Source organism: Pseudarthrobacter equi, assembly GCF_900105535.1.
Lineage (GTDB): Bacteria > Actinomycetota > Actinomycetes > Actinomycetales > Micrococcaceae > Arthrobacter > Arthrobacter equi.
The window spans coordinates 1,866,728-1,891,415 of sequence record NZ_LT629779.1 but is presented as its reverse complement, the minus strand read 5'-3'; the positions used below and the strand labels follow the sequence as shown (position 1 = coordinate 1,891,415).

24 protein-coding genes are annotated in these 24,688 nt (G+C 67.0%); 9 read left to right on the top strand and 15 right to left on the bottom strand.

The annotated features are described in order from the left end of the window. Window positions 1–47 precede the first annotated feature (47 nt). Entirely contained in the window at window positions 48–1,511 is a 1,464-nt protein-coding gene (locus BLT71_RS08520; protein ID WP_091723914.1) for a lipase maturation factor family protein, read from the top strand. Window positions 1,512–1,568: 57 nt separating this feature from the next. On the opposite strand, the gene BLT71_RS08515 is transcribed toward BLT71_RS08520, so the two are convergent. Genes BLT71_RS08515 through BLT71_RS08485 form a run of 7 tightly spaced genes read right to left on the bottom strand, consistent with a single transcriptional unit; the run spans window position 1,569 to window position 9,584 of the window. Then, window positions 1,569–2,408, bottom strand: a complete 840-nt coding sequence (locus tag BLT71_RS08515) for an HpcH/HpaI aldolase/citrate lyase family protein (protein ID WP_091719243.1) — start codon at window positions 2,406–2,408, stop codon at window positions 1,569–1,571. Window positions 2,409–2,442: 34 nt separating this feature from the next. After that, the gene (locus tag BLT71_RS08510; RefSeq protein WP_091719241.1) at window positions 2,443–2,949 is read right to left on the bottom strand and encodes a MaoC family dehydratase; all 507 of its coding nucleotides are present in this window, start codon (window positions 2,947–2,949) and stop codon (window positions 2,443–2,445) included. Beyond that, the gene (locus BLT71_RS08505) at window positions 2,946–3,764 is read right to left on the bottom strand and encodes a CoA transferase subunit B (protein WP_091719240.1); all 819 of its coding nucleotides are present in this window, start codon (window positions 3,762–3,764) and stop codon (window positions 2,946–2,948) included. Before BLT71_RS08505 ends, BLT71_RS08510 begins: the two co-directional genes overlap by 4 nt. Next, window positions 3,761–4,528 carry a CoA transferase subunit A gene (locus BLT71_RS08500; RefSeq protein ID WP_056083438.1) on the bottom strand — a complete coding sequence of 256 codons (768 nt, stop codon included), beginning with the start codon at window positions 4,526–4,528 and terminating at the stop codon, window positions 3,761–3,763. Before BLT71_RS08500 ends, BLT71_RS08505 begins: the two co-directional genes overlap by 4 nt. 49 nt (window positions 4,529–4,577) lie before the next feature. Further along, the gene (locus tag BLT71_RS08495) at window positions 4,578–5,753 is read right to left on the bottom strand and encodes an acyl-CoA dehydrogenase family protein (protein WP_091719238.1); all 1,176 of its coding nucleotides are present in this window, start codon (window positions 5,751–5,753) and stop codon (window positions 4,578–4,580) included. Window position 5,754: 1 nt separating this feature from the next. After that, window positions 5,755–7,968: an ATP-binding protein gene (locus tag BLT71_RS08490; protein WP_091723912.1), complete on the bottom strand. Its 2,214-nt coding sequence runs from the start codon at window positions 7,966–7,968 to the stop codon at window positions 5,755–5,757. A gap of 8 nt (window positions 7,969–7,976) precedes the next feature. After that, a complete protein-coding gene (locus tag BLT71_RS08485; protein ID WP_091719236.1) occupies window positions 7,977–9,584 on the bottom strand; it encodes a carboxyl transferase domain-containing protein in 1,608 nt (535 codons plus the stop codon). A gap of 183 nt (window positions 9,585–9,767) precedes the next feature. Between BLT71_RS08485 and BLT71_RS08480 the strand changes: the two genes are divergently transcribed. After that, window positions 9,768–10,430, top strand: a complete 663-nt coding sequence (locus BLT71_RS08480) for an SACE_7040 family transcriptional regulator (RefSeq protein WP_091719234.1) — start codon at window positions 9,768–9,770, stop codon at window positions 10,428–10,430. A gap of 21 nt (window positions 10,431–10,451) precedes the next feature. On the opposite strand, the gene BLT71_RS08475 is transcribed toward BLT71_RS08480, so the two are convergent. From BLT71_RS08475 to pdhA, 3 genes are read right to left on the bottom strand one after another with little or no spacing between them, the layout of a single operon-like run. Further along, a complete protein-coding gene (locus BLT71_RS08475) occupies window positions 10,452–11,870 on the bottom strand; it encodes a dihydrolipoamide acetyltransferase family protein (RefSeq protein WP_091719232.1) in 1,419 nt (472 codons plus the stop codon). Beyond that, window positions 11,867–12,877, bottom strand: coding sequence for an alpha-ketoacid dehydrogenase subunit beta (locus BLT71_RS08470; protein ID WP_091719230.1), 1,011 nt, complete (start codon window positions 12,875–12,877; stop codon window positions 11,867–11,869). The genes BLT71_RS08475 and BLT71_RS08470 overlap by 4 nt, the downstream gene beginning before the upstream one ends. Next, a complete protein-coding gene (gene pdhA / locus BLT71_RS08465; RefSeq protein WP_091719227.1) occupies window positions 12,877–14,064 on the bottom strand; it encodes a pyruvate dehydrogenase (acetyl-transferring) E1 component subunit alpha in 1,188 nt (395 codons plus the stop codon). The genes BLT71_RS08470 and pdhA overlap by 1 nt, the downstream gene beginning before the upstream one ends. Window positions 14,065–14,255: 191 nt before the next feature. On the opposite strand from pdhA, the gene BLT71_RS08460 reads away from it, so the two are divergent. Further along, window positions 14,256–14,729 (top strand): Lrp/AsnC family transcriptional regulator, encoded by a 474-nt coding sequence (locus tag BLT71_RS08460; RefSeq protein ID WP_045730983.1) that lies wholly within the window; start codon window positions 14,256–14,258, stop codon window positions 14,727–14,729. A 139-nt stretch (window positions 14,730–14,868) separates the two neighbouring features. After that, entirely contained in the window at window positions 14,869–15,546 is a 678-nt protein-coding gene (locus BLT71_RS08455; protein WP_091719225.1) for a hypothetical protein, read from the top strand. A 79-nt stretch (window positions 15,547–15,625) separates the two neighbouring features. On the opposite strand, the gene BLT71_RS08450 is transcribed toward BLT71_RS08455, so the two are convergent. Together BLT71_RS08450 and BLT71_RS08445 are read right to left on the bottom strand one after the other, a co-directional pair. Further along, window positions 15,626–17,242 carry a solute symporter family protein gene (locus tag BLT71_RS08450; protein WP_091719223.1) on the bottom strand — a complete coding sequence of 539 codons (1,617 nt, stop codon included), beginning with the start codon at window positions 17,240–17,242 and terminating at the stop codon, window positions 15,626–15,628. Next, a complete protein-coding gene (locus BLT71_RS08445; RefSeq protein ID WP_045730980.1) occupies window positions 17,239–17,619 on the bottom strand; it encodes a DUF485 domain-containing protein in 381 nt (126 codons plus the stop codon). The genes BLT71_RS08450 and BLT71_RS08445 overlap by 4 nt, the downstream gene beginning before the upstream one ends. A 181-nt stretch (window positions 17,620–17,800) precedes the next feature. Here BLT71_RS08445 and BLT71_RS08440 point away from each other — a divergent pair, with 181 nt between their 5' ends. From BLT71_RS08440 to BLT71_RS08420, 5 genes are read left to right on the top strand one after another with little or no spacing between them, the layout of a single operon-like run. Continuing rightward, window positions 17,801–18,982 (top strand): sensor histidine kinase, encoded by a 1,182-nt coding sequence (locus tag BLT71_RS08440; protein ID WP_091719221.1) that lies wholly within the window; start codon window positions 17,801–17,803, stop codon window positions 18,980–18,982. Window positions 18,983–19,030: 48 nt separating this feature from the next. Further along, window positions 19,031–19,747 carry a LytR/AlgR family response regulator transcription factor gene (locus tag BLT71_RS08435; RefSeq protein ID WP_015936606.1) on the top strand — a complete coding sequence of 239 codons (717 nt, stop codon included), beginning with the start codon at window positions 19,031–19,033 and terminating at the stop codon, window positions 19,745–19,747. Continuing rightward, window positions 19,744–20,094: a DUF485 domain-containing protein gene (locus tag BLT71_RS08430; RefSeq protein ID WP_091719219.1), complete on the top strand. Its 351-nt coding sequence runs from the start codon at window positions 19,744–19,746 to the stop codon at window positions 20,092–20,094. The genes BLT71_RS08435 and BLT71_RS08430 overlap by 4 nt, the downstream gene beginning before the upstream one ends. Window positions 20,095–20,127: 33 nt before the next feature. After that, window positions 20,128–21,594, top strand: a complete 1,467-nt coding sequence (locus BLT71_RS08425) for a sodium/solute symporter (protein WP_091719218.1) — start codon at window positions 20,128–20,130, stop codon at window positions 21,592–21,594. Window positions 21,595–21,613: 19 nt separating this feature from the next. Continuing rightward, complete coding sequence (locus tag BLT71_RS08420) at window positions 21,614–22,297, top strand: hypothetical protein (protein WP_091723911.1); 684 nt, start codon at window positions 21,614–21,616, stop codon at window positions 22,295–22,297. Between the two features lie 80 nt (window positions 22,298–22,377). Here the strand turns inward: BLT71_RS08420 and BLT71_RS08415 are convergent, their stop codons facing one another. From BLT71_RS08415 to frr, 3 genes are all read right to left on the bottom strand, one after another. Beyond that, window positions 22,378–22,962 carry a DivIVA domain-containing protein gene (locus BLT71_RS08415; RefSeq protein WP_091719217.1) on the bottom strand — a complete coding sequence of 195 codons (585 nt, stop codon included), beginning with the start codon at window positions 22,960–22,962 and terminating at the stop codon, window positions 22,378–22,380. A 124-nt stretch (window positions 22,963–23,086) separates the two neighbouring features. Continuing rightward, a complete protein-coding gene (locus tag BLT71_RS08410) occupies window positions 23,087–24,013 on the bottom strand; it encodes a phosphatidate cytidylyltransferase (RefSeq protein WP_091719215.1) in 927 nt (308 codons plus the stop codon). Further along, entirely contained in the window at window positions 24,013–24,570 is a 558-nt protein-coding gene (frr, locus tag BLT71_RS08405) for a ribosome recycling factor (protein WP_091719213.1), read from the bottom strand. The genes BLT71_RS08410 and frr overlap by 1 nt, the downstream gene beginning before the upstream one ends. Window positions 24,571–24,688: the final 118 nt, after the last annotated feature.

Below are 24,688 nucleotides of genomic sequence, written 5' to 3'. Positions count from 1 at the left end.
GGCGTGCACGCCTTGACCCCGCCGCGGCCGGGCGTAACGTGGATTTCGTGGACTGGCTTTCCTGGTTCGATGCGGCGGACTACGAGTTCGCCCGGCAGGTGCTGCAGCGGGGAGTGGCCGCGCTGTTCTTCGTGGCGTTCCTGTCCTCGCTCAACCAGTTCCCGGCGCTGCTGGGTGAGCGCGGGCTGCTTCCGGTGCCCGACTACCTGTCCGGCTTCAGCCGGCTGCGCCGGCCCACGCTGTTCCGTTGGCGCTATTCGGACGGCCTGCTGCGGGGCGTCTGTGCAACAGGGCTGGTGGTCTCGGCCCTCCTGGTAGCCGGCATTCCGCAGCTGGGACCGCCGTGGGTGCCGCTGATCGCTTTCCTGGCCCTGTGGCTGCTGTACATGTCGATCGTGAACGTGGGACAGACCTTCTACGGCTTCGGCTGGGAGATGCTGCTGCTGGAGGCCGGCTTCACCGTGGCCTTCCTGGGTTCGGACCAGACCGATCCGCCGCGCACCATCCTGATCCTGGTGGCGTGGCTGGTGTTCCGGCTCGAATTCGGTGCGGGGATGATCAAGATCCGTGGCGGCCGCGAGTGGCGGGACCTCACTGCCCTCTACTACCACCATGAAACCCAGCCCATGCCGGGGCCGCTCAGCCGGCAGGCGCACCTGCTGCCCAAGCCGCTCCACCGGATGGAAGTGGTGGGCAACCACTTCGCCCAGCTGGTGGTGCCGTTCCTCCTGTTCGCACCCCAGCCCGTTGCCAGCGCGGCAGCGGCCGTCATCATTGCCACCCAGCTCTGGCTGGTGGCGTCCGGGAACTTCGCCTGGCTGAACTGGATCGCCATTGTGCTGGCGTTCGCCGCCGTCAGTGACCCCGTGGCGCACGCGGTCCTGCCGGTGATCCCGCTGGACTGGCACGGGGAGGCCGGCCGTGAAACGCCGCTGTGGTGGCTGGCCGTCACGCTGGCGGCCACCGCCCTGCTGCTTGCCTTGAGCTATCAGCCGCTGCGCAACCTTTTCTCGCGACGGCAGTTGATGAACGCCAGCTTCAACCGCTGGCAGCTGGTCAACGCCTATGGTGCCTTCGGAACGGTGACCCGGGAACGCGTCGAGATCGTGGTGGCCGGGACCTTCGACGATGACCCGGACGACTCCGCCGACTGGCGTGAGTACGGGTTCAAGGGCAAGCCCGGGGACCTGCGCCGGATACCGCGCCAGTGGGCACCGTACCACCTGCGGCTGGACTGGCTGATGTGGTTCCTGCCGCTGCGGACCGTGCACGAGGAATGGTTCCATGCCTTCCTCGGCAAGCTGCTGGAGGCGGACCGGACCACCCTGCGGCTGCTCCGGTATGACCCGTTCGACGGCGGGGCGCCGCGCTGGGTGCGCGTCCGCCGGTACCACTACCGGTTCGCCACCCGGGCGGAGTTCCGCGCGTCCGGGAACCGTTGGATGCGAACGTTTCTTTCCGAGCCGATCCCGCCCGTGTCATTGCGGCGCCCGCAGGGACGGCAGGGCTAGCAACGCAACTGGCCTGCCAGTTCGCAGGACGCAAGGACGCAAGGAGGCAGCGGACCGTCAGGTCTTTTGGCCGGCCCGCCGGAGGATGGATTCGGCGTGCTTGAGGATGGGCCCGTCGATCATTTTCCCGTGATACTGGAAGACGCCCGAGCCGGCCTCCGCGGCAGCGTCCAGCAGCTCTGCGGCAGCGGCGACATCGGCGTCGGACGGCGCGAAGGCTTCCCGCACCACGGCGGCCTGCGTGGGGTGGATGCAGGCTTTGGAGCTGAATCCGGACGCGACGGCGTCGGCAGCTTCGGCGGCCAGGCCGTCAGTGTCCGGGATGTTGACGAACACCGCGTCAACCGCGTGCTTCCCGAAGGCCCGGGCAGCCACCAGGACCGTTGACCGCGCGTGGAGGGCGACGGCCCGGTAGCCGCCGTCGTCCGTCCTGCTGGAGGTGCCGCCCAGGGTGGCGAGCAGGTCCTCGGCACCCCACATCAGCGCCACGACGTTGGGGGCAGCGGCAATGGCGGGAGCGTTCAGGACGCCCAGTGCCGTTTCACACAGGGCCACCACCTGGTAGCCCGCCAGCGCCTTGAGCTGGTCCGCGCTTTCGGCTTTGGCCAGCATCACCGTCCGGTAGGGCGTGTGCGCCAGGCAGTGGAGGTCTTTTTCGAACTCTTCGGTGCCCGCGGGGTTGATCCTGACAATGGTGCGGCTGGGATCAAGCTCGGGTTCCTCCCCTGCGGAACCCACCTGGGCAAGGATGGCGCCGCGGGCGCGCTGCTTGTCCGCCGGCGCCACCGCGTCCTCGAGGTCAAGGATGACGGCGTCAGCGCGGGCGGCGGCTTTCCGGTACCGCTCGGGACGGTCGGCGGGGCAGAAGAGGAGGGCGGGGCCCATCGCAAAGGTCATACAGCCATTCTCCGATGATTTTTTCGTGCCGGGCTTATTTTCCGTGCTGCGCTTCGGCGTGCGCGGCACGGGTCCACATCAGGCAGCTGCGGGTGGCCAGGGCCACCACGGTACCGTCCTGGTTCCGGCCGGTGTGTTCCATGGTGACGATTCCCTGCCCCGGCCGGGAGCCCGAAGGCCGCTTGCCGCTGATAACGGTCTCCGTATAGAGCGTGTCCCCGTGGTAGAGCGGGTGCGGGAAGGACACGTCGGTCAGGCCCAGCTGCGCGATGATGGTCCCCTGGGTCAGCTGGGTGACGGACTGGCCCACCAGGGTGGCCAGCGTGAACATTGAGTTGACCAGGCGCTGGCCGAACGGTTGGGTGGCACTCCAGGCGGCGTCGAGGTGGAGGGCCTGGGTGTTCATGGTGAGGGTGGTGAACAGGACGTTGTCCGCTTCGGTCACGGTCCGGCCGGGCCGGTGGGCGTACACCACTCCCTCTTCGAGTTCGTCGTAGTACAGCCCGCGCTGTTCAATAACCCGGGGATCCTCCGCCGTCATACCGTCAGTTCCCGGTCTTCCTCGAAAAGTTCCGCGCCGGTGGCGGCGATGACATCCTCCACGGAAACGTTCGGCGCCAGCTCCTGCAGGACCAGCCGGGAACCGGAGTCGTCGCGGACCACGTCGATGACGGCCAGGTCAGTGATGATCCGGTCCACGCAGCCCTTGCCTGTCAGCGGCAGCGAACACTGCTGGACGATCTTGGGGTTGCCGTTCCGGTCCACGTGTTCCATCATCACAATCACCCGTTTGGCCCCGAACACCAGGTCCATGGCACCGCCCATGCCCTTGACCATCTTGCCCGGGATCATCCAGTTGGCGAGGTCCCCGTTGGCCGCTACCTCCATGGCACCCAGGACGGCGACATCCACATGCCCGCCGCGGATCATGCCGAAGGACGCCGCCGAATCGAAGAACGCAGCCCCCTTGTTGACCGTGACGGTCTCCTTGCCGGCGTTGATCAGGTCCGGATCGATGGCGTCTTCTGCCGGGTAGGGTCCGACGCCCAGGATGCCGTTTTCCGAGTGGAGCACCACTTCCACGCCGTCCGGAATGTAGTTGGGAATCAGCGTGGGCATGCCGATCCCGAGGTTCACGTATTGGCCGTTACGGAGCTCCTTGGCCACCCGGGCCGCCAGCTCATTGCGCGTCCAGCCCTTGCTGTCCGCCGGTGCCGTGGAACCGGCTCCAGCGTGCGGCTGGGAAGCCGAGCGGCGGTACTCGTGGCGGACGGCTTCGGGCCGCGGCGCGTCGGGGCTGTTCGGATCCGTACCGGTGCTCTGTTCCCTCTGGACCCTGTTCTCCTGCGCGTTCATGCTCCTGCCTCCCGGCTGATGGCAACAGTCCGCTTTTCGATGCGTTTTTCGGCGTCAGGGGCCAGGACGACCCGCTGCACGAAGATGCCGGGGGTGTGGATGTGTTCGGGGTCCAGTTCACCGGGCTCCACGAGTTCCTCCACCTCGGCGATGGTGATCCTTCCGGCCATGGCGCAGAGCGGGTTGAAGTTCATGGCCGTGGCGTGGAACACCAGGTTGCCGTGCCGGTCGCCTTTCCAGGCGTGGACGAGACCGAAATCCGGTGTCAGGGCTTCCTCCAGCACGTAGTCCACGCCGCCGAACGGGCGGACCTCCTTGGGTGCTGAGGCGACCGCAATGCCGCCGTCGGCGTCGTATTTCTGCGGCAGGCCGCCGTCGGACACCTGGGTGCCCACGCCCGCCTTGGTGTAGAAGGCCGGGATGCCCGCGCCGCCGGCCCGGAGCTTCTCGGCCAGGGTGCCCTGCGGGGTCAGCACCACTTCCAGTTCGCCGGCGAGGTACTGGCGGGCGAACTCCTTGTTCTCGCCCACGTAGGAGCTGATGGTGCGCCGGATCCTGCCGTCGCGGAGCAGGATGCCCAGCCCCCAGTCGTCCACCCCGCAGTTGTTGCTGACGGTTTCCAGCCCGGACGTGCCGGCCCGGTGAAGGGCATCGATGAGGGTGACTGGTATGCCGCAGAGGCCAAACCCGCCCACAGCCAGCGAAGAGCCGTCCGGAATGTCCGCCACAGCCTCGTCGGCGCTTGCAACAACCTTGTCAATCATCATCGATCCTTTCAGGCCGGCTACAGTCCCGGGTGCGGCGAACCGGCCGCTACAGGCCCAGTTCGCGGGCGATCAGCATCAGCTGGACCTCCGTGGTGCCCTCCCCCACTTCAAGGATCTTGGAGTCGCGGTAGTGGCGTGCCACGGTGAACTCGTTGATGAAGCCATAGCCGCCGAATACCTGGGTGGCATCCCGTGCGTTGTCCATGGCCGCCTCACCTGCGACCATCTTAGCGATGGCCGCCTGGGTCTTGAATGGCTTACCGGCGAGCATCCTGGCGGCCGCGTCGTAGTAGGCGAGGCGTGCCGTGTGGGCCCTCGCCTCCATGCGGGCGATCTTGAACGAGATTGCCTGGTACTTGCCGATTTCGTGGCCGAACGCCTTGCGTTCCCTGGCGTACCGGACGGACAGGTCAACGCAGCCCTGGGCAGCTCCGGTGGCGAGGGCGGCGATGGCGATGCGTCCCTCATCCAGAATGGACAGGAAGTTGGCGTAGCCCCGGCCTTCCTCGCCCAGCAGGTTCGCTTCCGGGACCCGGACGTCCTTCAGCGTCAGCGGGTGGGTGTCCGATGCGTTCCAGCCCACCTTGTTGTACGCCTTCTCAGCCTTGAAGCCGGGTGTGTCGGTGGGCACCAGGAGGGTGGAGATCTCCTTCCGGACAGTGCCGTCCCCGCGCTCATGCTGCCCGGTGACCGCGGTGACGGTGACCAGCCTGGTGATGTCCGTCCCGGAGTTGGTGATGAATTCCTTGTTGCCGTTGATCACCCACTCGGTCCTGTCCCCGACGGTCTCCCGGTGCGCGTGCGTCTTGGTCCCGCCGGCGTCCGAACCTGCTTCGGGTTCGGTCAGGCCGAAGCCGGCGAGCGCCTGTCCCGAGGCCAGCTGGGGCAGCCATTGCTGCTTCTGTTCGTCGGTCCCGAACCGGTAGACCGGCATGGCGCCGAGGGAAACGCCTGCTTCCAGGGTGATGGCCACGGACTGGTCCACCCGGCCCAGCTGTTCCAACGCCAGGGCGAGGGCGAAGTAGTCTCCCCCCATGCCGCCGTACTCTTCCGGGAAGGGCAGGCCGAAGAGGCCCATGTCCGCCATCTGCTTGACCACTTCGTAGGGGAAGCTGTGTTCCTCGTCGTGCTTGGCCGACACCGGGGCCACCACGTTGTCCGCGAAGTCCCGGACGGTGTCGCTGAGGTCCTGGTATTCCTCGCTGAGTTCAAAACCGGACATGTTACTGGGCTCCTTCGCCGTTGGTGGTCTCACCGTTCGTGCTGTTGTCCTGTGGCTGCTGTGCAGGATGGATGGTGGCGAGGACCTGGTCCGCCTTGACCAGGTCTCCGGGTTTTGCGGCCAGGTGCACGGTCCCGGCCAGCGGCGCCACCAGCTGGTGCTCCATCTTCATGGCTTCGACGGATGCAAGGACCTGGCCCGCCTCGACGGCGCCGCCGTCCTTGACCGGGACGGACACCACCGTGCCCGGCATCGGCGAGCGCACGGCGGGATCGGCGTCGCCTTCGTCCCGCTGGATGGCTGCCCGGACCCGTTCCAGCCGCGCCTCCCGGGTCAGAACCTCCAGCCGGCAGGACCAGCCCCCGCTGCCGAGGTAGACGTGCGCCGGGGCTTCCGGCGCGAAGTGGACCGGCGCCGCGGAGTAGTCGTGCACCGCGCCGTCGAGGGTCAGCTCCGCGTGGCCGGGCCCGGAAAAGCGCAGCTCGGCTGTGTGGCGCGTGCCGTCGTCGACCGTTACCCCTACCGGGCCGGACGCGGGGTCCCCGTAGACACCTATGGTGGCCACTCCGCCGTCGGGCGTTCCAAGGCTCACCCGGCGCGGCGCCCGTGCCCCCAGCCGCCAGCCGCTGCGTGCCTGCCACGGGCCTCCGGCGGAATTGCCGTCCCGGGTGGCAGACGGTGCCGTGGCAGACGCTGCAGTGACTGCCACGGAGGCGAGCGCTGCGGCGACGAGCTCGGCCTCCCCCACGTGGCGGAAAGCAAGGTCCGGCAGCTTCCGGGCGATCAGTCCTGTGTCGAGCCGGCCAGCCCGGACCTCGGGATCATTGATCAGGAGCCGCAGGTATTCGACGTTGGTTTCAACACCCAGGGCCGTGTATCCGGCGAGCGCCCGGTCCAGGGTGTCCAGGGCGGCGGCCCGGTCCGCGCCCCAGGCGATGACCTTGGACAGCATGGGATCGTAGCTGGAGGAGAGCTGGAGCCCTTCCACCAGGGACGAGTCCACCCGGATCCGGCCGCCGGCGTCCCCTGGCATCTCGTCGAGCAGGTACACGGTTCCGGTGGACGGCAGGAAGTTCTTCTCCGGCACCTCGGCGTAGACGCGCGCCTCCACCGCGTGGCCGGAAAGTTCGACGTCGGCCTGCCGGACGGTGAGTTCCGCGCCGGCGGCGATGCGCACCTGCCATTCCACGAGGTCCGTTCCGGTGACCATTTCCGTGACGGGGTGCTCCACCTGGAGGCGGGTATTCATCTCCATGAAGAAGAACTCGTCCGGCGCGTCGTCGGAGACCAGGAATTCCACGGTGCCCGCGCCGGCGTAGTTGACGCTGCGCGCGGCATTGCAGGCGGCTTCGCCGATGCGGGCCCGGACGTCGGCCCCGTGGGGCAGTCCCTCGAGCAGCGGCGACGGTGCCTCCTCAATCACTTTCTGGTGCCGGCGCTGCAGGGAGCACTCGCGTTCGCCCAGGTGGATGACGTTGCCGTGGTTGTCCGCCAGCACCTGCACTTCGATGTGGCGCGGGGTGGTGACCAGGCGCTCCAGGAACAGGGTGTCGTCACCGAAGGCGCTGGCGGCCACGCGCCGGGCAGTGGCCAGGACGGCCGGAAGGTCTTCGGGTTTCTCCACCACGTGCATGCCCTTGCCGCCACCGCCGGCGGACGGCTTGATCAGCAGGGGGAAGCCGACGGCGGGGGCTGCTTCGATCAGTTCCGCATCCGTCATGCCGGGCCTGGCAACGCCGGGTACCACCGGGACGCCGTAGCCGGCCACGTGGTTCTTGGAGCGGATCTTGTCGCCCATGATGTTGAGCGCTTCCACCCCTGGGCCCATGAACGCGATCCCCGCAGCATCCAGGGCGCGGGCAAAGTCGGCATTTTCGCTGAGGAACCCGTAGCCCGGGTGCACGGCTTCGGCGCCGGACTCCCGGCAGGCGGCAATGATGTTGCCGACGTTCAGGTAGCTTTCGGTGGCGGCGGCGGGGCCGATCCGCACGGCCGTGTCAGCCTCGCGCACGTGCCGGGCGCCGGCGTCGGCATCGCTGTAGACGGCCACGGAGCGGATTCCCAGAGCGCGCAGGGTTCGGATCACCCGGCAGGCAATCTCTCCCCGGTTCGCCACCAGGACGGTGCCGAACAGCGGCCGGCCGGACTCCTGGTTGCCTGCCGTGGTGCCGGCGGTGGAAGCGGTTGCTGTGGAGGTCAATGAAGGTGTGGTCATGTTCCGGCTCACATCCTGAAAAGGCCGAAGGACGTCTCCGGCAGGGGCGTGCGGGAGACGACGTCCAGGGCAAGGCCCAGGACGGTGCGGGTGTCGGCTGGATCAATGACGGCGTCATCCCAGAGGCGGGCAGTGGAGTAGTAGGGGCTTCCCTGGTCCTCGTACTGCCGGCGGATGGGGGCTTTGAACTCTTCTTCGTCCTGCGCCGGCCAGTCTTCCCCGGCGGCCTCGTACTGGTCACGCTTGACGGTGGCCAGCACGCTGGCGGCCTGGTTCCCGCCCATCACCGAAATCCTTGCCGCGGGCCACATCCAGAGGAACCGCGGGGAATAGGCGCGGCCGCACATGGAGTAGTTGCCTGCGCCAAACGATCCGCCGATCACCACCGTCAGCTTGGGTACGCGGGCGGTGGCCACCGCTGTGACCATCTTGGCGCCGTTCTTGGCGATGCCGCCCTGCTCGGCGTCCCGGCCCACCATGAAACCGGAAATATTCTGCAGGAAGAGGAGGGGAATCCCCCGCTGGTCGCACAGCTCGATGAAGTGTGCGCCCTTGAGCGAGGACTCGCTGAAGAGTACGCCGTTGTTGGCCACGATCCCCACCGGGTGCCCGTGGATCCTGGCGAAGCCGGTGACCAGGGTGGTGCCGTAGTCCTTCTTGAACTCGTGGAACCTGCTGGCGTCCACCAGCCGGGCAATCACCTCACGGACGTCGTACGGGGCGTTGACGTCAACGGGTACGGCACCGTAGAGCTCGCTGGCATCGGCAACGGGTTCGACCGCGGGTTCCACCTGCCAGGCGGGCGCCGCGGCGGGCGGCAGGGTGGCCACGATGTCGCGAAGGATCTGCAGCGCGTGTTCGTCATTGTCGGCCAGGTGGTCGGTCACGCCGGAGATCCTGGAGTGCACATCGCCGCCGCCCAGGTCCTCGGCGGTGACGATCTCTCCGATCGCGGCCTTCACCAGGGGCGGCCCGCCCAGGAAGATGGTGCCCTGGTTCCGGACAATCACGGTTTCATCGCTCATGGCCGGGACGTAGGCACCGCCGGCGGTGCAGGAGCCCATCACAGCGGCCAGCTGCGGGATCTTTGCCGCGGACAGGCGTGCCTGGTTGTAGAAGATCCGACCGAAGTGGTCCTTGTCCGGAAAGACCTCGTCCTGCTTGGGCAGGAACGCTCCGCCCGAGTCCACCAGGTAGATGCACGGCAGGTGGTTTTCCAGGGCGATTTCCTGGGCGCGCAGGTGTTTCTTGACCGTCATGGGATAGTAGGTGCCGCCCTTGACGGTGGCGTCGTTGGAGATCACCAGCACCTGGCGGCCGTGCACCAATCCGATGCCGGCAATCACTCCAGCACCCGGCGCGTCATCGTTGTACATCCCGTTGGCGGCCAGCGGGGCTATCTCAAGGAACGGGCTGCCGTCATCCAGCAGCTGGTCGATGCGCTCCCGCGGGAGGAGCTTGCCCCTGGCCACATGGCGCTCCCGGGACTTCTGTGGGCCGCCCAGGGAAGCATCCGCCAGCCGTTTCCGGAGGTCCTCCACCAGTTGCAGCTGCGCATCCCTGTTGGCGGCGAAAGCTCCGCTGGCGGGGTCCAGCCTGCTGGCAAGGGTCTCCATCGACGCTTCCTGTTCTCTCGGCAGATCCGGTAGCCGGATCCGGTAGCAAAATGCAGTTCGCATGGCCGCTAAACAACAGACTCGGTTAGTGCCCAGTAACTGAAATTCAGGTTAGTCTCTATTAACTGTGATGTCCAACACAGGCCGTTGCCTTGTTAGACTCTGCGGGTTTGAGGAGGAAATGTGCCCACAACCGATGAAGGCAACAGCGCCGGGGCGGATGCCCCCGCCGCCCGGCCCGCCGGGGCAACCCAGCGCAGTAAAGCCAAGGAAGACCGCCGCCAGGCACTGCTCGCCGCGGCCGCTTCCCTGTTCGCCGTCAACGGGTTCAAGAGTGTTTCCCTCGAAGACCTCGGTGCCGCGGCGGGGGTCAGCGGACCGGCCGTCTACCGGCACTTCCCGGGCAAGCAGGCCGTCCTGGCGGACCTGCTGGCCACCGTCAGCCGGGAGCTGCTGGACGGCGGGCGGAAGGTGGTGGCAGAGAACTCCGATCCCCGCCTGGCACTGCGGCGCCTCGTGGAGTTCCAGGTGGACTTCGCCCTCGGCAAACCCGAAGTGATCCGCGTGCAGGACCGCGACCTCAGCAACCTCTCCGAACAGGACCAGTCAGCCGTGCGGGCACTGCAACGGAGCTACGTGGAGGTGTGGGTGGATGTCCTGTCCAGGCTCCACCCCGGCACGGACGCCGCCGAACTCCGGACCCGGGCGCACGCCACCTTCGGGCTGATCAACTCCACCCCGCACTCGGTCCGGAGCCACGGCCGCCGGATGGCAGCCGCGGCCCGGCCGCTGCTCGAGGAGATGGCGCTCGCCGCCCTGACGGTGGACAGCCCGCAAGCGCGCTGACGTCCGGGTTTCCGGCCCGGGTCAGACCATCGTCAGGACCATTCCCGGTTCGGCCAGGATTGCTCCGACGTCGGCCAGGAACCGGGAGCCCTGCTCACCGTCCACCAGGCGGTGGTCGAAGGACAGGCTCAGGGTCATCACCTGGCGCAGGGCCACCTCACCGCGGTACTCCCACGGCATGGACCGCACGGCACCCAGCGCCAGGATGGCGGCTTCGCCGGGGTTGAGGATGGGAGTGCCTGCATCGATGCCGAAAACGCCGATGTTGGTGATGGACATGGTCCCGCCGGACAGGTCCGCCGGCGCCGTTTTCCCGGACCGCGCGGTGTCCGCCAGCAACGCCAACGCCTCCGCCAACTGCTCCAGGGTCAGCGCGTGCGCATCTTTGATATTCGGCACCGTCAGTCCCCGCGGGGTGGCCGCCGCGATGCCCAGGTTCACGTAGTTGAAGGTAACGATCTCCTGGTTCGCCTCGTCCCAGCGGGAGTTCAGCGAAGGGTTGCGGCTCAAGGCGATCAGCACGGCTTTGGCAGCGAGCGTCAGCGGAGTCAGCTTGAGGCCTGCGAACGTCCGGGTGCCACGCAGTTTCGCCAGCAACTCCATGCTGGGGGTGACGTCCACGGTGAGGAACTCGGTGACGTGTGGAGCGGTGAAGGCACTGGAGACCATCGCGGCTGCCGTGTGCTTGCGGACACCCTTGATGGGTGTCCGGGTTTCCCGCTCCCCCTGGCCCCCGGCACGTTTCTGGCCGGCGGGTGCGGCAGCCTGGCCGGCACTGCCCTGCCGCAGGAACTCCTGCACGTCCTCCCGGGTGATCAGGCCTGCCGGACCGGTGCCGGTAACCAGCGCCAGGTCAACACCATGGTCCCTGGCCAGCTTGCGCACCGGAGGTGTGGAGCGGGGCCGGTCACCTGACGGCACGCCGGCCCGTGCTTCGATGACTATTGTTTCGGCCGGCTCAATGCGGACAGGCGCCGCGCCTGCAGGCGTCGTGTCGCCAGATCTCTCCACCGGCGGGAGGTTCCGGGGCCGGCGCGCGGGGCGGCCGGAGCTTTCGACGACGGCGCCATACCCCACGAGGTTGGGTTCCCGTTTCGGCGCCGCCGGTTCCTCCCCCGACGCCCGCTGGCCGGCTGGCGTAACGCCACGCGAAGGTGCGGCATGCCCCGCCGGTGCCGGCCCGGCGTCGTCCGCTACCTCGAAGGAGACGATGGGCTTGCCCACCTCAACAACCGTGCCGGGCTGCTCATGCAGTTCCCTGATGACGCCGGCGAAAGGGGACGGCAACTCCACCACCGCCTTGGCTGTCTCCACCTCGGCAATGACCTGGTTCAGGCTGACGGTGTCCCCAACGGCCACTTTCCAGCTGAGGATCTCTGACTCGGTGAGCCCTTCCCCGAGGTCGGGAAGCCGGAATTCCTTGATCATGGTGACGCTCATCCTTCCAGCCCGCTCAGTGAATTCGGCCGCCCCAAGGCACGGTCCACGCCATCGAGGATCCGGTCCAGGCCCGGCAGGTGGTGCATCTCGAGTTTCGAGTAGGGGTAGGGGATGTCGAACCCGGTAACCCTGACGGGCGCGGCTTCCAGGTGGTAGAAGCACCTCTCGGTGATGCTGGCGGCCACTTCGGCTCCCAGCCCGCCGGACTGCCCGGCCTCGTGCGTGATGACCAGCCGGCCGGTCTTCCGGACCGAGGCCACTACGGTGTCGTAGTCCACCGGTGCCAGCGAGCGCAGGTCGATGACCTGGATGGAAATGCCTTCGTCGGCGGCGGCAGAGGCGGCGTCCAGGGCGGTCTTCACCAGCGGGCCATAGGCCACCAGGGTGACGTCGGTACCGTCGGTCAGGACCCTGGCCTGCCCCATGGGATCTGCGGCGTCCAGCCCGGCAGCCTCATCCACTTCACCCTTGTCGTGATACCGCCGCTTCGGCTCAAAGTAGAGGACGGGGTCGTCGCTGGCGATGGCCTGCTGGATTACCGTGTAGGCATCCTGCGGGTTCGACACGGTGACCACCCGGAGGCCGGAGGTGTGCGTGAAGTAGGCTTCCGGCGACTCGGAGTGGTGCTCCGGCGAGCCGATGCCGCCGCCGAACGGCACCCGGATGGTGATGGGCATTTTTACTGCGCCGCGGGTGCGGTAATGCAGCTTGGCCACCTGGCTGACGATCTGGTCGAACGCGGGGTAGATGAAGCCGTCGAACTGGATTTCCACCACGGGGCGGTAGCCGCGGTAGGCAAGGCCGACGGCGGTACCCACGATGGCGGATTCGGCCAGCGGCGTGTCCACCACGCGGTGTTTGCCGAAGTCTTTCTGCAGCCCGTCGGTAACGCGGAACACGCCGCCGAGGGCGCCGATGTCCTCACCGAGGAGGACTACCTTCGGGTCATGGTCGAGTGATTTGCGCAGCCCCGCATTGATGGCGCGGGCAAAGGTCATGGAAGTCATCAGCGTGCACCTTCTTCTGAAACGGCACCTGCGGGGTCGCCGAAGGAGGCCAGGTAACGGGCGTAGTGGTCCTGCTGGCGGTCCAGCCACGAGTTCGGTGCGCTGTATACGTGTTTGAAGACGTCCATGGGCTGCGGGTCCGGCATGGTGGTGCAGCCTTTCCGCATCTCGCGGGCCACGGTGTCGGCATTGTTCCTGACGTGGTCCTGCAGTTCGTCGGTCAGCAGCCCCTTGCGTTCCAGCAGCGCCGCCACCCGGCTGATGGGGTCCTTCGCGGCCCAGTCCTCAAGTTCGTTGGCGTCGCGGTAGCGGGTGGGGTCATCGGCGGTGGTGTGCGGCCCCATCCGGTAAGTGACTGCTTCGATGAAGGTGGGGCCGCCGCCGCGCCGTGCCCGGTCGAGGGCAACGCGGGTGGCCGCCATGACGGCGAGGACGTCGTTGCCGTCCACCCGCAGGCTGGGGATCCCGAAGCCGGCAGCGCGGTCCGCGAGCTGGATGTGCGACTGGAGCCGGACCGGCTCCGAGATGGCCCAGTGGTTGTTGGTGCAGAAGAACACCACGGGAGCCTGGAAGCTGGCTGCGAAGACCATGGCTTCATTCACGTCGCCCTCGCTCGTTGCGCCGTCGCCGAAGTAGGTGACGGCCACGGAATCTGCGCCGTCATTCTGGATGCCCATGGCGTAGCCGGTGGCGTGCAGGGTCTGGGCGCCGATGATGATCTGGGGCGTTGCCATATTGATGGCGTACGGATCCCAGCCGCCGGACGCGTTGCCGCGCCACACGCGCAGGAGGTCCGTGAGGTCCACGCCACGGCAGTACGCCACACCGTTTTCGCGGTAGCTGGAGAAGACGAAGTCATCGCTGCGCAGGGACCTGCCGGAGCCTATTTGTGCTGCTTCCTGCCCCAGCAGCGGGGGCCACAGGGCGAGTTCGCCCTGGCGCTGGAGGGCCGTTGCCTCGACGTCGATGCGCCGGATGACGGTCATGTCCTCGAACAGCGAGCAAAGGTGCTCGTCCGTGATGTCCTGTACCCAGAGATCGAACTCGGGGTGGCTCACCCGCTCCCCCGACGGTGTGATCAGCTGGACCAGCTTTTGAGCCGGTTCGCCGGATGACCCCGGTTCCTGGAATTCGCCGGCGCCCTCATGGGCTTGTGCGCCGCCCTGGCCCGTTTCGTCTGTAGACACGATAGCCCCGCAACTTCTGTCGTCGGTGACCTGCGGAGCTGGGACTTGTGGTCCTGCAACCGCGGCCTTCCGGGCCCCTTCGCCCGGATACTGTGACCCTACTCACAATGCTCAGGGGGTACAACCACCGGGGCATTTATTGAGCAGAATGCCCTGTGGCGGTCACCTGCACCGTGCTACCGTTGCGCATTATGCAAGCTCTGGATGGCACTGACACCCGCCTGCTTTCGGCACTGGCCCAGGACCCCAGGAGGACCGTGGTGGCCCTTGCCCAGAAACTGGGACTGTCCAGGAACACTGTCCAGGCGCGGATGGCACAGCTCGAGAAAAAGCATGTCTTCCTGTCCTTCGAACGCAGGATCAACCCTGCCGCCCTGGGCTACCCGCTGATGGCCTTCATTTCCGTGCACGTCCAGCAGCAGAAGCTCACCCGGCTGGCACAGGATTTGGCGGCCATCCCGGAGATCCTGGAGGGCTACGGCCTGACCGGATCCGCAGACCTGCTGCTGCGCGTGGTGGCCCAGGATGCCGAGGACCTTTTCCGCATCAACGGCAAGATCCTCGCATGCGACGGCGTGGAACGGGCGGACACGGCGCTGGCCATGGGCGAACTCATCCCCTTCCGCGTGCAACCGCTGCTCGAGCGGGGTCCGCAGGGAAGCTGACTCGCTCTGTGGCCGGAGCGGCCGGAGGCGAAGTCCGACGGCGGCGGCACGGGTTATAGGCTTGTGGCAGTTATCCGTGCGGCGCCTGAACAGGCCCGCACCAGGCGGTGCCAGGCACCACATCCGGAAAGGCTCCACTTTGAGCAATCCCCAGGAACCGTACCAGCCCGGACACCCCGGCTCCGGGCAGCTGCCACAGCCGCCGCAGCAGCCCCCCGCCGGATACCCCGGCCCCACCCCGAATCCCCCTTACGGCCAGCCGCAACAGGGCAGCCCGTATCCAGGCACCCAAGACCCCGGGAACCCGAACAATCCGTACGGCCAGCAGCAACCGGGGCAGTACCGGGGCGCAGGTCCGTTCGGCCTCCCGGGCGGGGAGCCGCCGGCAAGGAAGCGGCCCCGGCTGTGGATCATCCTGACGGCCATCGGCGGCGTGCTGCTGCTCGTGGTGGTGGGCATCGTCATCCTGGTCAACGTGGCCGGCAGCGCCACCAACCACGCCAAAGACCTGGCTGACGGTTTCACCAAGCTCGTCATTGCCGGCGACAGCTCCAAAGCGTACGACGACTACCTGGACCCGGCACTGCAGGAGCAGCTGTCCAAGGAGACCTTCATCTCCGGCGTCGAGAGCCTGAAAATGGACGGTACCTGCACGCCCGCCTACAGCAGCATGAAGGTTGCCACCGAGAACGGCGTCAAGTCGGCGGACGTGGGAGGAGTCATCACCTGCGAGGGCAAGAAAGTTGACCTGGCCTACCGGTTCGAGGGCACGGACGAGCTGAAGATGACGAACATCAAACTGCGCCCCGCCGCCTAGCACCACAACCCAAAGGCCCCCGTCAACGTGGACAGTCCACGTTGACGGGGGCCTTTTGAGTGCCTTGCCGGGTCCGGCGTTAGTGGTCCACTGCCTTCTCGGCACCAACACCGGTAAGGGACCGGACCTCCATTTCTGCCTGCTTGGCTGGGTCCTCGCGCTTCTTGTCGAGCACCGTACCGAGCCAGCCCAGGAAGAACGCCAGCGGGATGGAAACAATGCCGGGGTTGCTGAGCGGGAAGATGGCGAAGTGCGCGTCCTTGATCATCGAGGTGGCCCCGCCGGACACCACCGGCGAGAAGATGATCAGGATGATGGCTGCACCGAGTCCGCCGTACATGCTCCACACGGCGCCCTGGGTGGTGAACCTGCGCCAGAACAGTGAGTAGATGATGGTGGGCAGGTTGGCCGAGGCAGCCACGGCGAAGGCCAGCGCCACGAGGAACGCAACGTTCTGCCCGTTGGCCAGGATGCCGCCGAGGATGGCGAGGATGCCGATCACCACCACCGTGCGGCGGGCCACCCGGACCTCCGTCGCGGCGTCCGCTTTGCCCTTGGCGATCACGTTGGCGTAGATGTCATGGGCGAACGAGGCGGCGGCGGTGATGGTCAGGCCGGCCACCACTGCCAGGATGGTGGCAAACGCTACGGCGGATATGAAGCCCAGCAGCAGCGGGCCGCCGAGGTAGAACGCCAGCAGCGGAGCCGCAGCATTCACGCCGCCGGGAGCGGACTTGATGGTGTCGGCACCCACCAGCGCGGCAGCACCGTAGCCGAGGACCAGGGTGAACAGGTAGAACAGGCCGATCAGCCAAATGGACCAGACCACCGACTTGCGGGCTTCTTTGGCCGTGGGGACCGTGTAGAAGCGCATCAGGACGTGCGGCAGGGCGGCCGTGCCCAGTACCAGGGCGAGGCCAAGTGACATGAAGTCCAGCTTGGAGGTTTCGCTCTTGCCGTACTGCAGGCCCGGGTTGAGGACCGCGGGGTTGTTGGCCGTTTCCACGGCACCGCCCAGCAGGGCCGAAAGGTTGAACCCGTAGATGGCCAGGACCCACATGGTCATGACGGCGGCACCGGCGATCAGCAGGATGGCTTTGATGATCTGGACCCACGTGGTCCCCTTCATGCCGCCGATCAGGACGTACATGATCATGAGGGCGCCGACGACGATGATCACCAGGGCCTGTCCGCCCCAGTCACTGATGCCCAGCAGCAGTGAGATCAGGCTGCCGGCACCGGCCATCTGGGCCAGGAGGTAGAAGAAGCAAACCGCCAGGGTGGAGATTGCTGCTGCGATGCGGACGGGCCGCTGCTTGAGCCGGAAGGACAGCACATCGGCCATGGTGAACTTGCCGGTGTTGCGGAGCAGTTCAGCCACCAGGAGCAGCGCCACAAGCCAGGCCACCAGGAACCCGATGGAGTACATGAAGCCGTCATACCCGTTGATGGCGATGGCGCCGGTGATGCCCAGGAACGAGGCTGCGGAAAGGTAGTCGCCGGCGATTGCGGTGCCGTTCTGCGATCCCGTGAAGGAGCGTCCGGCTGCGTAGTAGTCGGCGGCGGTCTTGTTGTTCCGGCTGGCACGGAACACGATCACCATGGTGACGGCCACGAACAGGCCGAAGATGCCCATGTTCAGCAGGGTGGTGTCCTTGAGCGCGGCCACGTCCACTGCGGTTGCGATAGTAATCATTTGTTTGCTCCACCCACCCGGTTGCCGTGCTTGTCGAATTCGTGGCCCTCGATCTCGTTCCGGATCTCAGAGGCGATGGGGTCCAGCTTCCTGTTGGAGTAGCTGACGTACCATCCGGTGATCGCGAAGGTGGAGACGAACTGGAGCAGGCCCAGGATCAGGCCGATGTTGATGTTTCCCCAGACTTTGGTGGACATGAACTCCACCGCGTAGTCCGCGAGCAGGACGTAGGCGAAGTACCACAGCAGGAAGGCCACTGCCATGGGGAAAACAAAGCTGCGGTGGCGCTTGCGCAGTTCCTGGAACTGCTCGGTCGACTGGACCTGTTCAAAGTCGACGGACGCCGCAGCGTCCGGACTTTGGGCATCGTTACCCATGGTTCCTCCTCATTGAGACATGCCGGTGCACACTGGACGGCAGGCCCGGATGAGGAAACGCCGCTGGTGTGACAGCAATCACTCTGCTGCGTCACGGCAGGCACTTCCAGCCCCTCCGGCACTGTGGTCGCTCAACGGTCGGGATGCTGCGACAAACGGCACCCGCGGCTACGCTGGGCCCATGCCGGACTCCCCCCTCCTGACCGCTGCGGCTGTGGCCGTGATCGCCATGGCCATCGCCGTCGTCGTCGGCGTGGGACTGAAGGTGCTCCGCTCCTTCCGCGACCTGGGCACGGACGCCGAGCGCGCCACCTACCACACCCTGCACGCGGCATCGCAGGCAGGCCAGCACCTGCGCCGCGGCCTCAATCCCGCCGGCGCTTCGAAGGCAAGCCGCCATCTGCGGACGCTGCTTGGCTGTGACGCACTGGCCATCACGGATACCTCGGGTGTGCTCGCCTGGGACGGGGCTGCGGAGGACCTGAAGCCGCGGCTGATGGAACTGGCCGCTGAGGTCCTGGCCGGCGGGCGGACGGCTGTTCTGTCGCCGGGACCGGACGGGACCGGCGGCGCCCTGGCGGCTGTCATAGCACCGGTGCGGGCCGGATCACGCGTGGTGGGCGCCGTCGCAGCCTTCGCTTCGTCGGCAGGGTCCGGCTTGGTACGGGCCGCCGGCGAGGTGGCGGACTGGGTGGCCGTGCAGGTGGAGCTGGCCGAGCTGGATGCCTCGCGGACCCAGCTGATGGAAGCCGAGGTGCGGGCACTGCGCGCCCAGATCAGCCCGCATTTCATTTACAACTCGCTCAACGCCATCGCGTCCTTCATCAACACCGATCCTGCCCGGGCGCGCGAGCTGGTGGTGGAGTTCGCCGATTTCACCCGCTATTCCTTTCGCCGGCACGGCGATTTCACCACCCTGGCCGAGGAACTGCGCTGCATCGACCGGTACCTGCTGCTGGAGCGGGCCCGCTTCGGCGAGCGCGTGCAGGTCAGCCTCCGGGTGGCGCCAGAGGTCCTGAGTACCGTCATCCCGTTCCTCAGCCTGCAGCCGCTGGTGGAGAACGCCGTCCGGCACGGCCTCGAAGCTAAGGAGGGGCCCGGGCACATCACCATCACGGCTGACGACGCCGGCGCCTACGCGCAGGTGACCATCGAGGACGACGGCGTGGGGATGGACCCGGAGCAGCTGCAGTCGATGCTCGCAGGACATATCGACGGCGAGCACGTGGGCCTGCGGAACGTTGATGCCCGCCTCCGCCAGGTGTACGGCGACGCCCACGGGCTGGTCATCGAAACCGCACCGGGCGAAGGGACCCTCATCACCATGAAGGTGCCCAAATCGCAGCCCGGCCACGACGCCTGATTCCCGGTGCTGGCCTGCTGCGCGCCCGCGGAAAGCTACCCTAGGAGCATGATTAACGTCCTCGTCGTTGATGATGAGCTGCCGGCCGTGGAAGAACTCGCCTTCCTGCTGGGCCGGGACGAGCGGATCGGCAAGGTCCTGCGGGCAACCTCCGGCAGCGAAGCCCTCCGCGCCCTGGCGTCCGCGCAGGTGGACGCGGTCTTCCTGGACATCCACATGCCTGCCGTCTCGGGGCTGGAGATCGCCCGCGCCATTGCCGCCGGCAGCCATCCGCCTGCAGTGGTCTTCGTCACCGCTGACGAGGACCACGCCCTGGCGGCCTTTGAACTGGCCGCGGTCGACTACCTCCTCAAACCCATCAGGGCCGAGCGGCTGGCACGCTCCGTGGGCCGGATCAGCGAACTGCGCGACGGCGGCGGCGCACCGGAGATGATCACCGTGGACCAGGGCGGTACCACCAGGATGATCAGGCGCGACGACGTCACGTACGTCCAGGCGCAGGGAGACTACGCGCGGCTCCACACCGCCGACGCCAGCTACCTGATCAGGGTTCCGCTGGCCGACCTGGAACAGCAGTGGGCCGATGCCGGCTTCATCCGGACGCACCGCTCATACCTGGTGGCCCTGAAGCACATCTCCTCCATGAAGCTTGCGGCAGACGGCCCCCGGGTCACCGTGGCAGGTGCCGGGCTGCCCATCAGCCGCCGTCACCTGCCCACCGTGCGGGAGCGGCTGCAGGCAAACCGGATCAGGCCGAACGCATGACCAGGGTACGGGTGACGGCCCCCGCCACGGCCGCGCGCCCCGTCACGGAATCCCGCGAAGCGGCGCAGGAGTCAGATGTGGGCCAGGTGTTCGTGCGGTCCCTCATCAGGTCGCAGCTGCGCCTGGCCCTGGTGGTGGCCGGCGGGTTCCTGGTAATCCTCGGCGCTTTCCCCCTCCTGCTCGCCGCCGTCCCCGGCCTGGCCGACACGACGATTGCCGGCATCCCGTTCGATTGGATCCTGCTGGGCGCAGGCATTTACCCGGTCATCGGCCTCAGCGCCTGGCTGTACACCAGGACGGCTGCCCGCAACGAGGCCCGCTACCGGGATCTGGCCGGTGACCCGTGATCCCCGTGGGTACGCGGTGAAGCGGAGCCTGGCGTGAATCCGGGGGTTGCCGCCGCTGCCGTCGCCGTGGTGTCCGTGGCCACCGCCGTCATCGGGTTCTACGGCCTGCGTATCTCGCGGACCACCGGCGATTTCTTTGTGGCGTCCCGGACCGTTCGGCCATGGTGGAACGCGTCCGCCATCGGCGGCGAGTACCTGTCGGCCGCCAGCTTCCTGGGCGTCGCCGGCCTGCTGCTGCTCTCCGGGACGGACGCCCTGTGGTTCCCTGTGGGTTATACGGCCGGGTACCTGATGCTTCTGCTCTTCGTCGCTGCACCCCTCCGGCGTTCCGGGGCGTACACCATTCCGGACTTCACGGAGGCCAGGCTCGACTCCCGGGCGGTCCGCAAAGTCACCAGCCTCGTGGTGGTGCTGGTGGGCTGGCTGTACATCGTTCCGCAGCTGCACGGGGCAGCCCTGACCATCCGGATCACCACCGGGCTGCCGTCATGGGTGGGGTCGGTGGCGGTGGTGGTGGTGGTCTGCCTGACCGTGGTGGCGGGCGGAATGCGGTCCATCACGTTCGTCCAGGCATTCCAGTACTGGCTGAAGCTGACAGCACTGGCGGTACCCATCCTCTTCATTGTCTTCATGCTTGCCGGCACCGGGACACCCGCCCTGGCGCTGCCGTCCGAAAACCCCACCGGCCTTGCCCCGGCGGGGTGGTACAACAACGTTTCGCTGCTCGTGGCACTGCTGTTCGGGACCCTTGGCCTGCCGCACGTCCTGGTTAGGTTCTACACCAACCCGGACGGGCAGTCCGCGCGGCGCACCACCCTGATCGTGCTGGGGCTGCTGTCCGTGTTCTACCTGTTCCCCACCGCCTACGGCCTGGTGGGCCGCATGTTCGCGCCGGACCTTGCCCGTTCGGGCCAGCCTGACGCCATGGTCCTGCTGCTGCCCCGTGAACTCATCGGCGGTCCCGCGGGAGACCTGCTCTCGGCGCTGGTGGTGGCCGGCGCGTTCGCAGCGTTTCTGTCCACCACGTCCGGGCTGGTGGTCTCCTTGGCCGGCGTCATCAGCCAGGACGTCCTGGGCGCCGGCGTGGGGGGCTTCCGCTTGGCAGCCGTGGTGTCCGCCGTCGTGCCGCTTGGCTTCGCGCTGATGACGGGATCCCTGGCGCTGGCCGGCAGCGTGGGGCTGGTGTTCGCCTTCACCGCGTCAACCGTCTGCCCCGTCCTCCTGCTGGGTATCTGGTGGCGGGGGCTTACCGACGCCGGAGCCATCGCCGGCATGGTGACCGGCGGGGTGCTGTGCGGCGGCGCCATGATCGCCGGCTCGCTGGCGGCGGCTGCGAGCACACCCGCGTGGCTTGCCCAGCCCGCGGCCTGGTCCGTTCCCACGGCTTTCGCCGTCATGGTGCTGGTGTCCCGGGCCACGGCAGGCCGGGTGCCGAAGACGCTGGTCCGGGTCATGACCCGGCTGCACACCCCGGAAAGGCCGCTGGCAACCGGACGCTGATTGGGTGGACAATTACGCCATGTCCACCCGGGACGAACACCCGGCTGCGGAGCCGGTTCCGCCGTCCGTGCGGGCGCAGCTGCTCGCAACGGAGCACTGGGGCCTGCTGGCCTCCCGGAGCACGGCCCAGGGCGAGGTGCTGACGAGGATCAGCATGTTCTTGACGTTCACCTCGGCGGGCCTGGTGAGCGTCGCGCTGGTGGGCCAGGCCACCGGATTCTCGGATTCGTTTGTCCTGCTGGCGGTGGTGGTGCTGTTCATTGACGTGGCCATGGGACTGCTGACCCAGTTGCGGGTCATGAACGTTGCCCATGAGGATCTGATGTACGTCACCGCCATGAACCGGCTCAGGGCAGCTTACGTCGAGCTGGATCCCGGCGTGGCGCCTTACCTGATGGCAGCCCACCACGATGACGAGGCCGGTTCCGTCCAGACCTACTACTTCTTCGGAAACCGCGGCAACTTCCGCCACGTGGCCGGCAGCAGCATGATCTTCATGTCGATGGCGAACGGGGCCCTGATTGCCATCCTGGCAGGGCTGCTGCTGACCCTCTTGGGAGCCGGAACGGTTGCGGCGCTGCTGATGGGCGGTGGGTGCGGGTTGTCGTTCCTGGGCGTCTCGGCAGTGAACGGCTACCGGAGCTACCGGGACATCTGGAGCCGGTTCACGCCGCTGTCCCCTACCCCGCCACAGGCGGAATAGACACAGGTGGATTAGGTACAGGCGGAATAGGCACAGGCGGACAAGATCCACTCAGCTAAGGAAACATCCCCAGCGAGGCCTTAATCGATGGCGGCCATCAGTTCAATGACGCGGTCCAGGAAGGCGTCCACCTGGGCTTCTTCATAGCCGTCGCGTCCGGTTTCCGGGCGGAACACGGCGCGGCGGACGCTGTCCACGCTGAGCGGCTTGTCGTGTTCCAGGTACGCCACAAGTTCGTGGCAGAGCCTATCCACATCGGCGGTGTTGTAGCTGCGGACCTTGTTCTTGGCCGGCCGGCGGAAGCGTTCCCCGTCCGGGCGGTGGAGGCGTCCGCGAAGGATTCCTGAGAGCTTGCCGATTTCGCGCAGCCAGGCTTCCTCGCCGCTGGCCGCAATCAGTTCATCGCGCTCCCTGCGGGCGAAGGCGTCTTCCAGCCGGTCCAGGGCCGCATCCACCACGGTTGCGGAGTAGCCGCCCTTGACCGGATCGAAGGACACAGCCCGCACGTCTGAGCTGTTGATGGGCTGTTCGGCGTCGTGGGGTGACTCCAGCGACACCCGTGCCCGCTGGAGGAACTGGTCCACCTGCTTGGCGTTGTACCCGTATTCGCTGCGCTGCACACGCTCAAATGACGCAGGGATCTGCCGATGAATATCCAATGCCACTGTTGGTTCCTTCAATGCTCTTCAGCCGTAGCGCTGTGGCACCAGTCTATTGGTGCCGGGATAATGCTGACCTGTGAGGGCCGTCCTTTTCCCTGCTTGCGGGGGCTTCCCCGCAAGCAGGGGTTTACCAGCTTCCGGTGACGAACCCGTAAAGGACGTAGACCAGCGGGGACGCAAACACGATGGAGTCCAGCCGGTCCATGACCCCGCCGTGCCCGGGCAGGATGCTGCTCATGTCCTTGACGCCAAGTTCGCGTTTCACCATGGACTCGGCAAGGTCGCCGGCTGTGGACGCGGCCACGGTGCCGACGGCCAGGACCACGCCCACCCACCAGGGCTTGTCCAGAATGAAGAGGCAGGCGAGGACGCCGATCAGGACGGCGCCGGCCACTGATCCGGCAAAGCCTTCCCAGGACTTCTTGGGGCTGATCTTGGGCGCCATGGGGTGCTTGCCCAGCGATGCTCCCACCAGGTAGCCGAACGTGTCATTGGAGACCACCAGCAGCAGCATGACGGCGATCTGCCAGGCGCCTTCCGGAACGGCACCTCCCGGCCAGAGGCCCAGCGGGGTCGCACCCCCGGAGGCGTGCAGCGGAAGCGCGGCGAAGCTGATGAAGAACGGCACCCAGCCGAGGGTGAAGACCCCGGCAAAAATACTGTTGGCCGAGCCTGCGGCGGTGTCGATGGATCTCCAGAGCAGCACCGCCACCGAGCTCAGGAGCATGGCGAAGAGCAGGCTTTCGACGCCCCCAAAGTACGCCACGAACGGCATGGCCACCGTGCCGGTCATTACCGGAACGATAGGCATCCTGGTGCCGTTGGCCTCCAGGGCACGGTAGATTTCCCAGACACCGAAGATGGCGAACGTAGTGGTGACCGCCACGAAACCCAGCGGAAGGAACAGCAGCCCGCCCAGCACGGCGAGCAGCATGGCCAGGCCCACCCCCACGGCCGCCGGAAGGTTCCGGCCGGCCTTGGGCGTTGGGTTGCTCCTGGGCTGCTTCCCCCTTATGCGCGCCCGTGGTGCGGGGGCCTGATCTGCCTGGCCCATCAGACTTCGAGCAGCTCTGCTTCCTTGCGCTTGAGCAGCTCATCGATGCCATCCACGTGGGCCTTGGTCAGGCCGTCCAGCTCCTTTTCGGCCCGGGTGCCCTCGTCTTCGCCGGCTTCGCCGTCCTTGACCAGGCGGTCCAGGGCTTCCTTGGCCTTGCGGCGGATATTGCGGATGGACACCTTGGCGTCCTCGCCCTTGGTCTTGACGATCTTGACGTATTCCTTGCGGCGTTCCTTGGTCAGCTCCGGGATGGTGATCCGGATGACGTTGCCGTCGTTGGACGGGTTGGCTCCTACCTCGGAATCGCTCAGAGCGCGTTCGATGTCCCGCAGTGCGGTCTTGTCGAACGGGGTGACCAGGATGGTGCGGGCGTCAGGGATGGCGAACGAGGCGAGCTGCTGCAGGGGTGTGGGCGAGCCGTAGTAGTCCACCAGGACCCTGTTGTACAGGCCGGGGTTGGCGCGGCCGGTGCGGATGGAAGCGAAGTCTTCCTTGGCAACCTCTACGGCCTTGTCCATCTTCTCTTCGGCTTCGAGCAAGGTTTCTTCGATCACGGTCTCTCCTGGGGTTCTGGTGCGGTCCGGGACGCCGGCTCCATGCACGCGTGGTTCTCTGTCGCTGCTTCCGCCACCGCCCGGGGGCGGCAGCGGAACTGTCCTGAAAACATCCTAG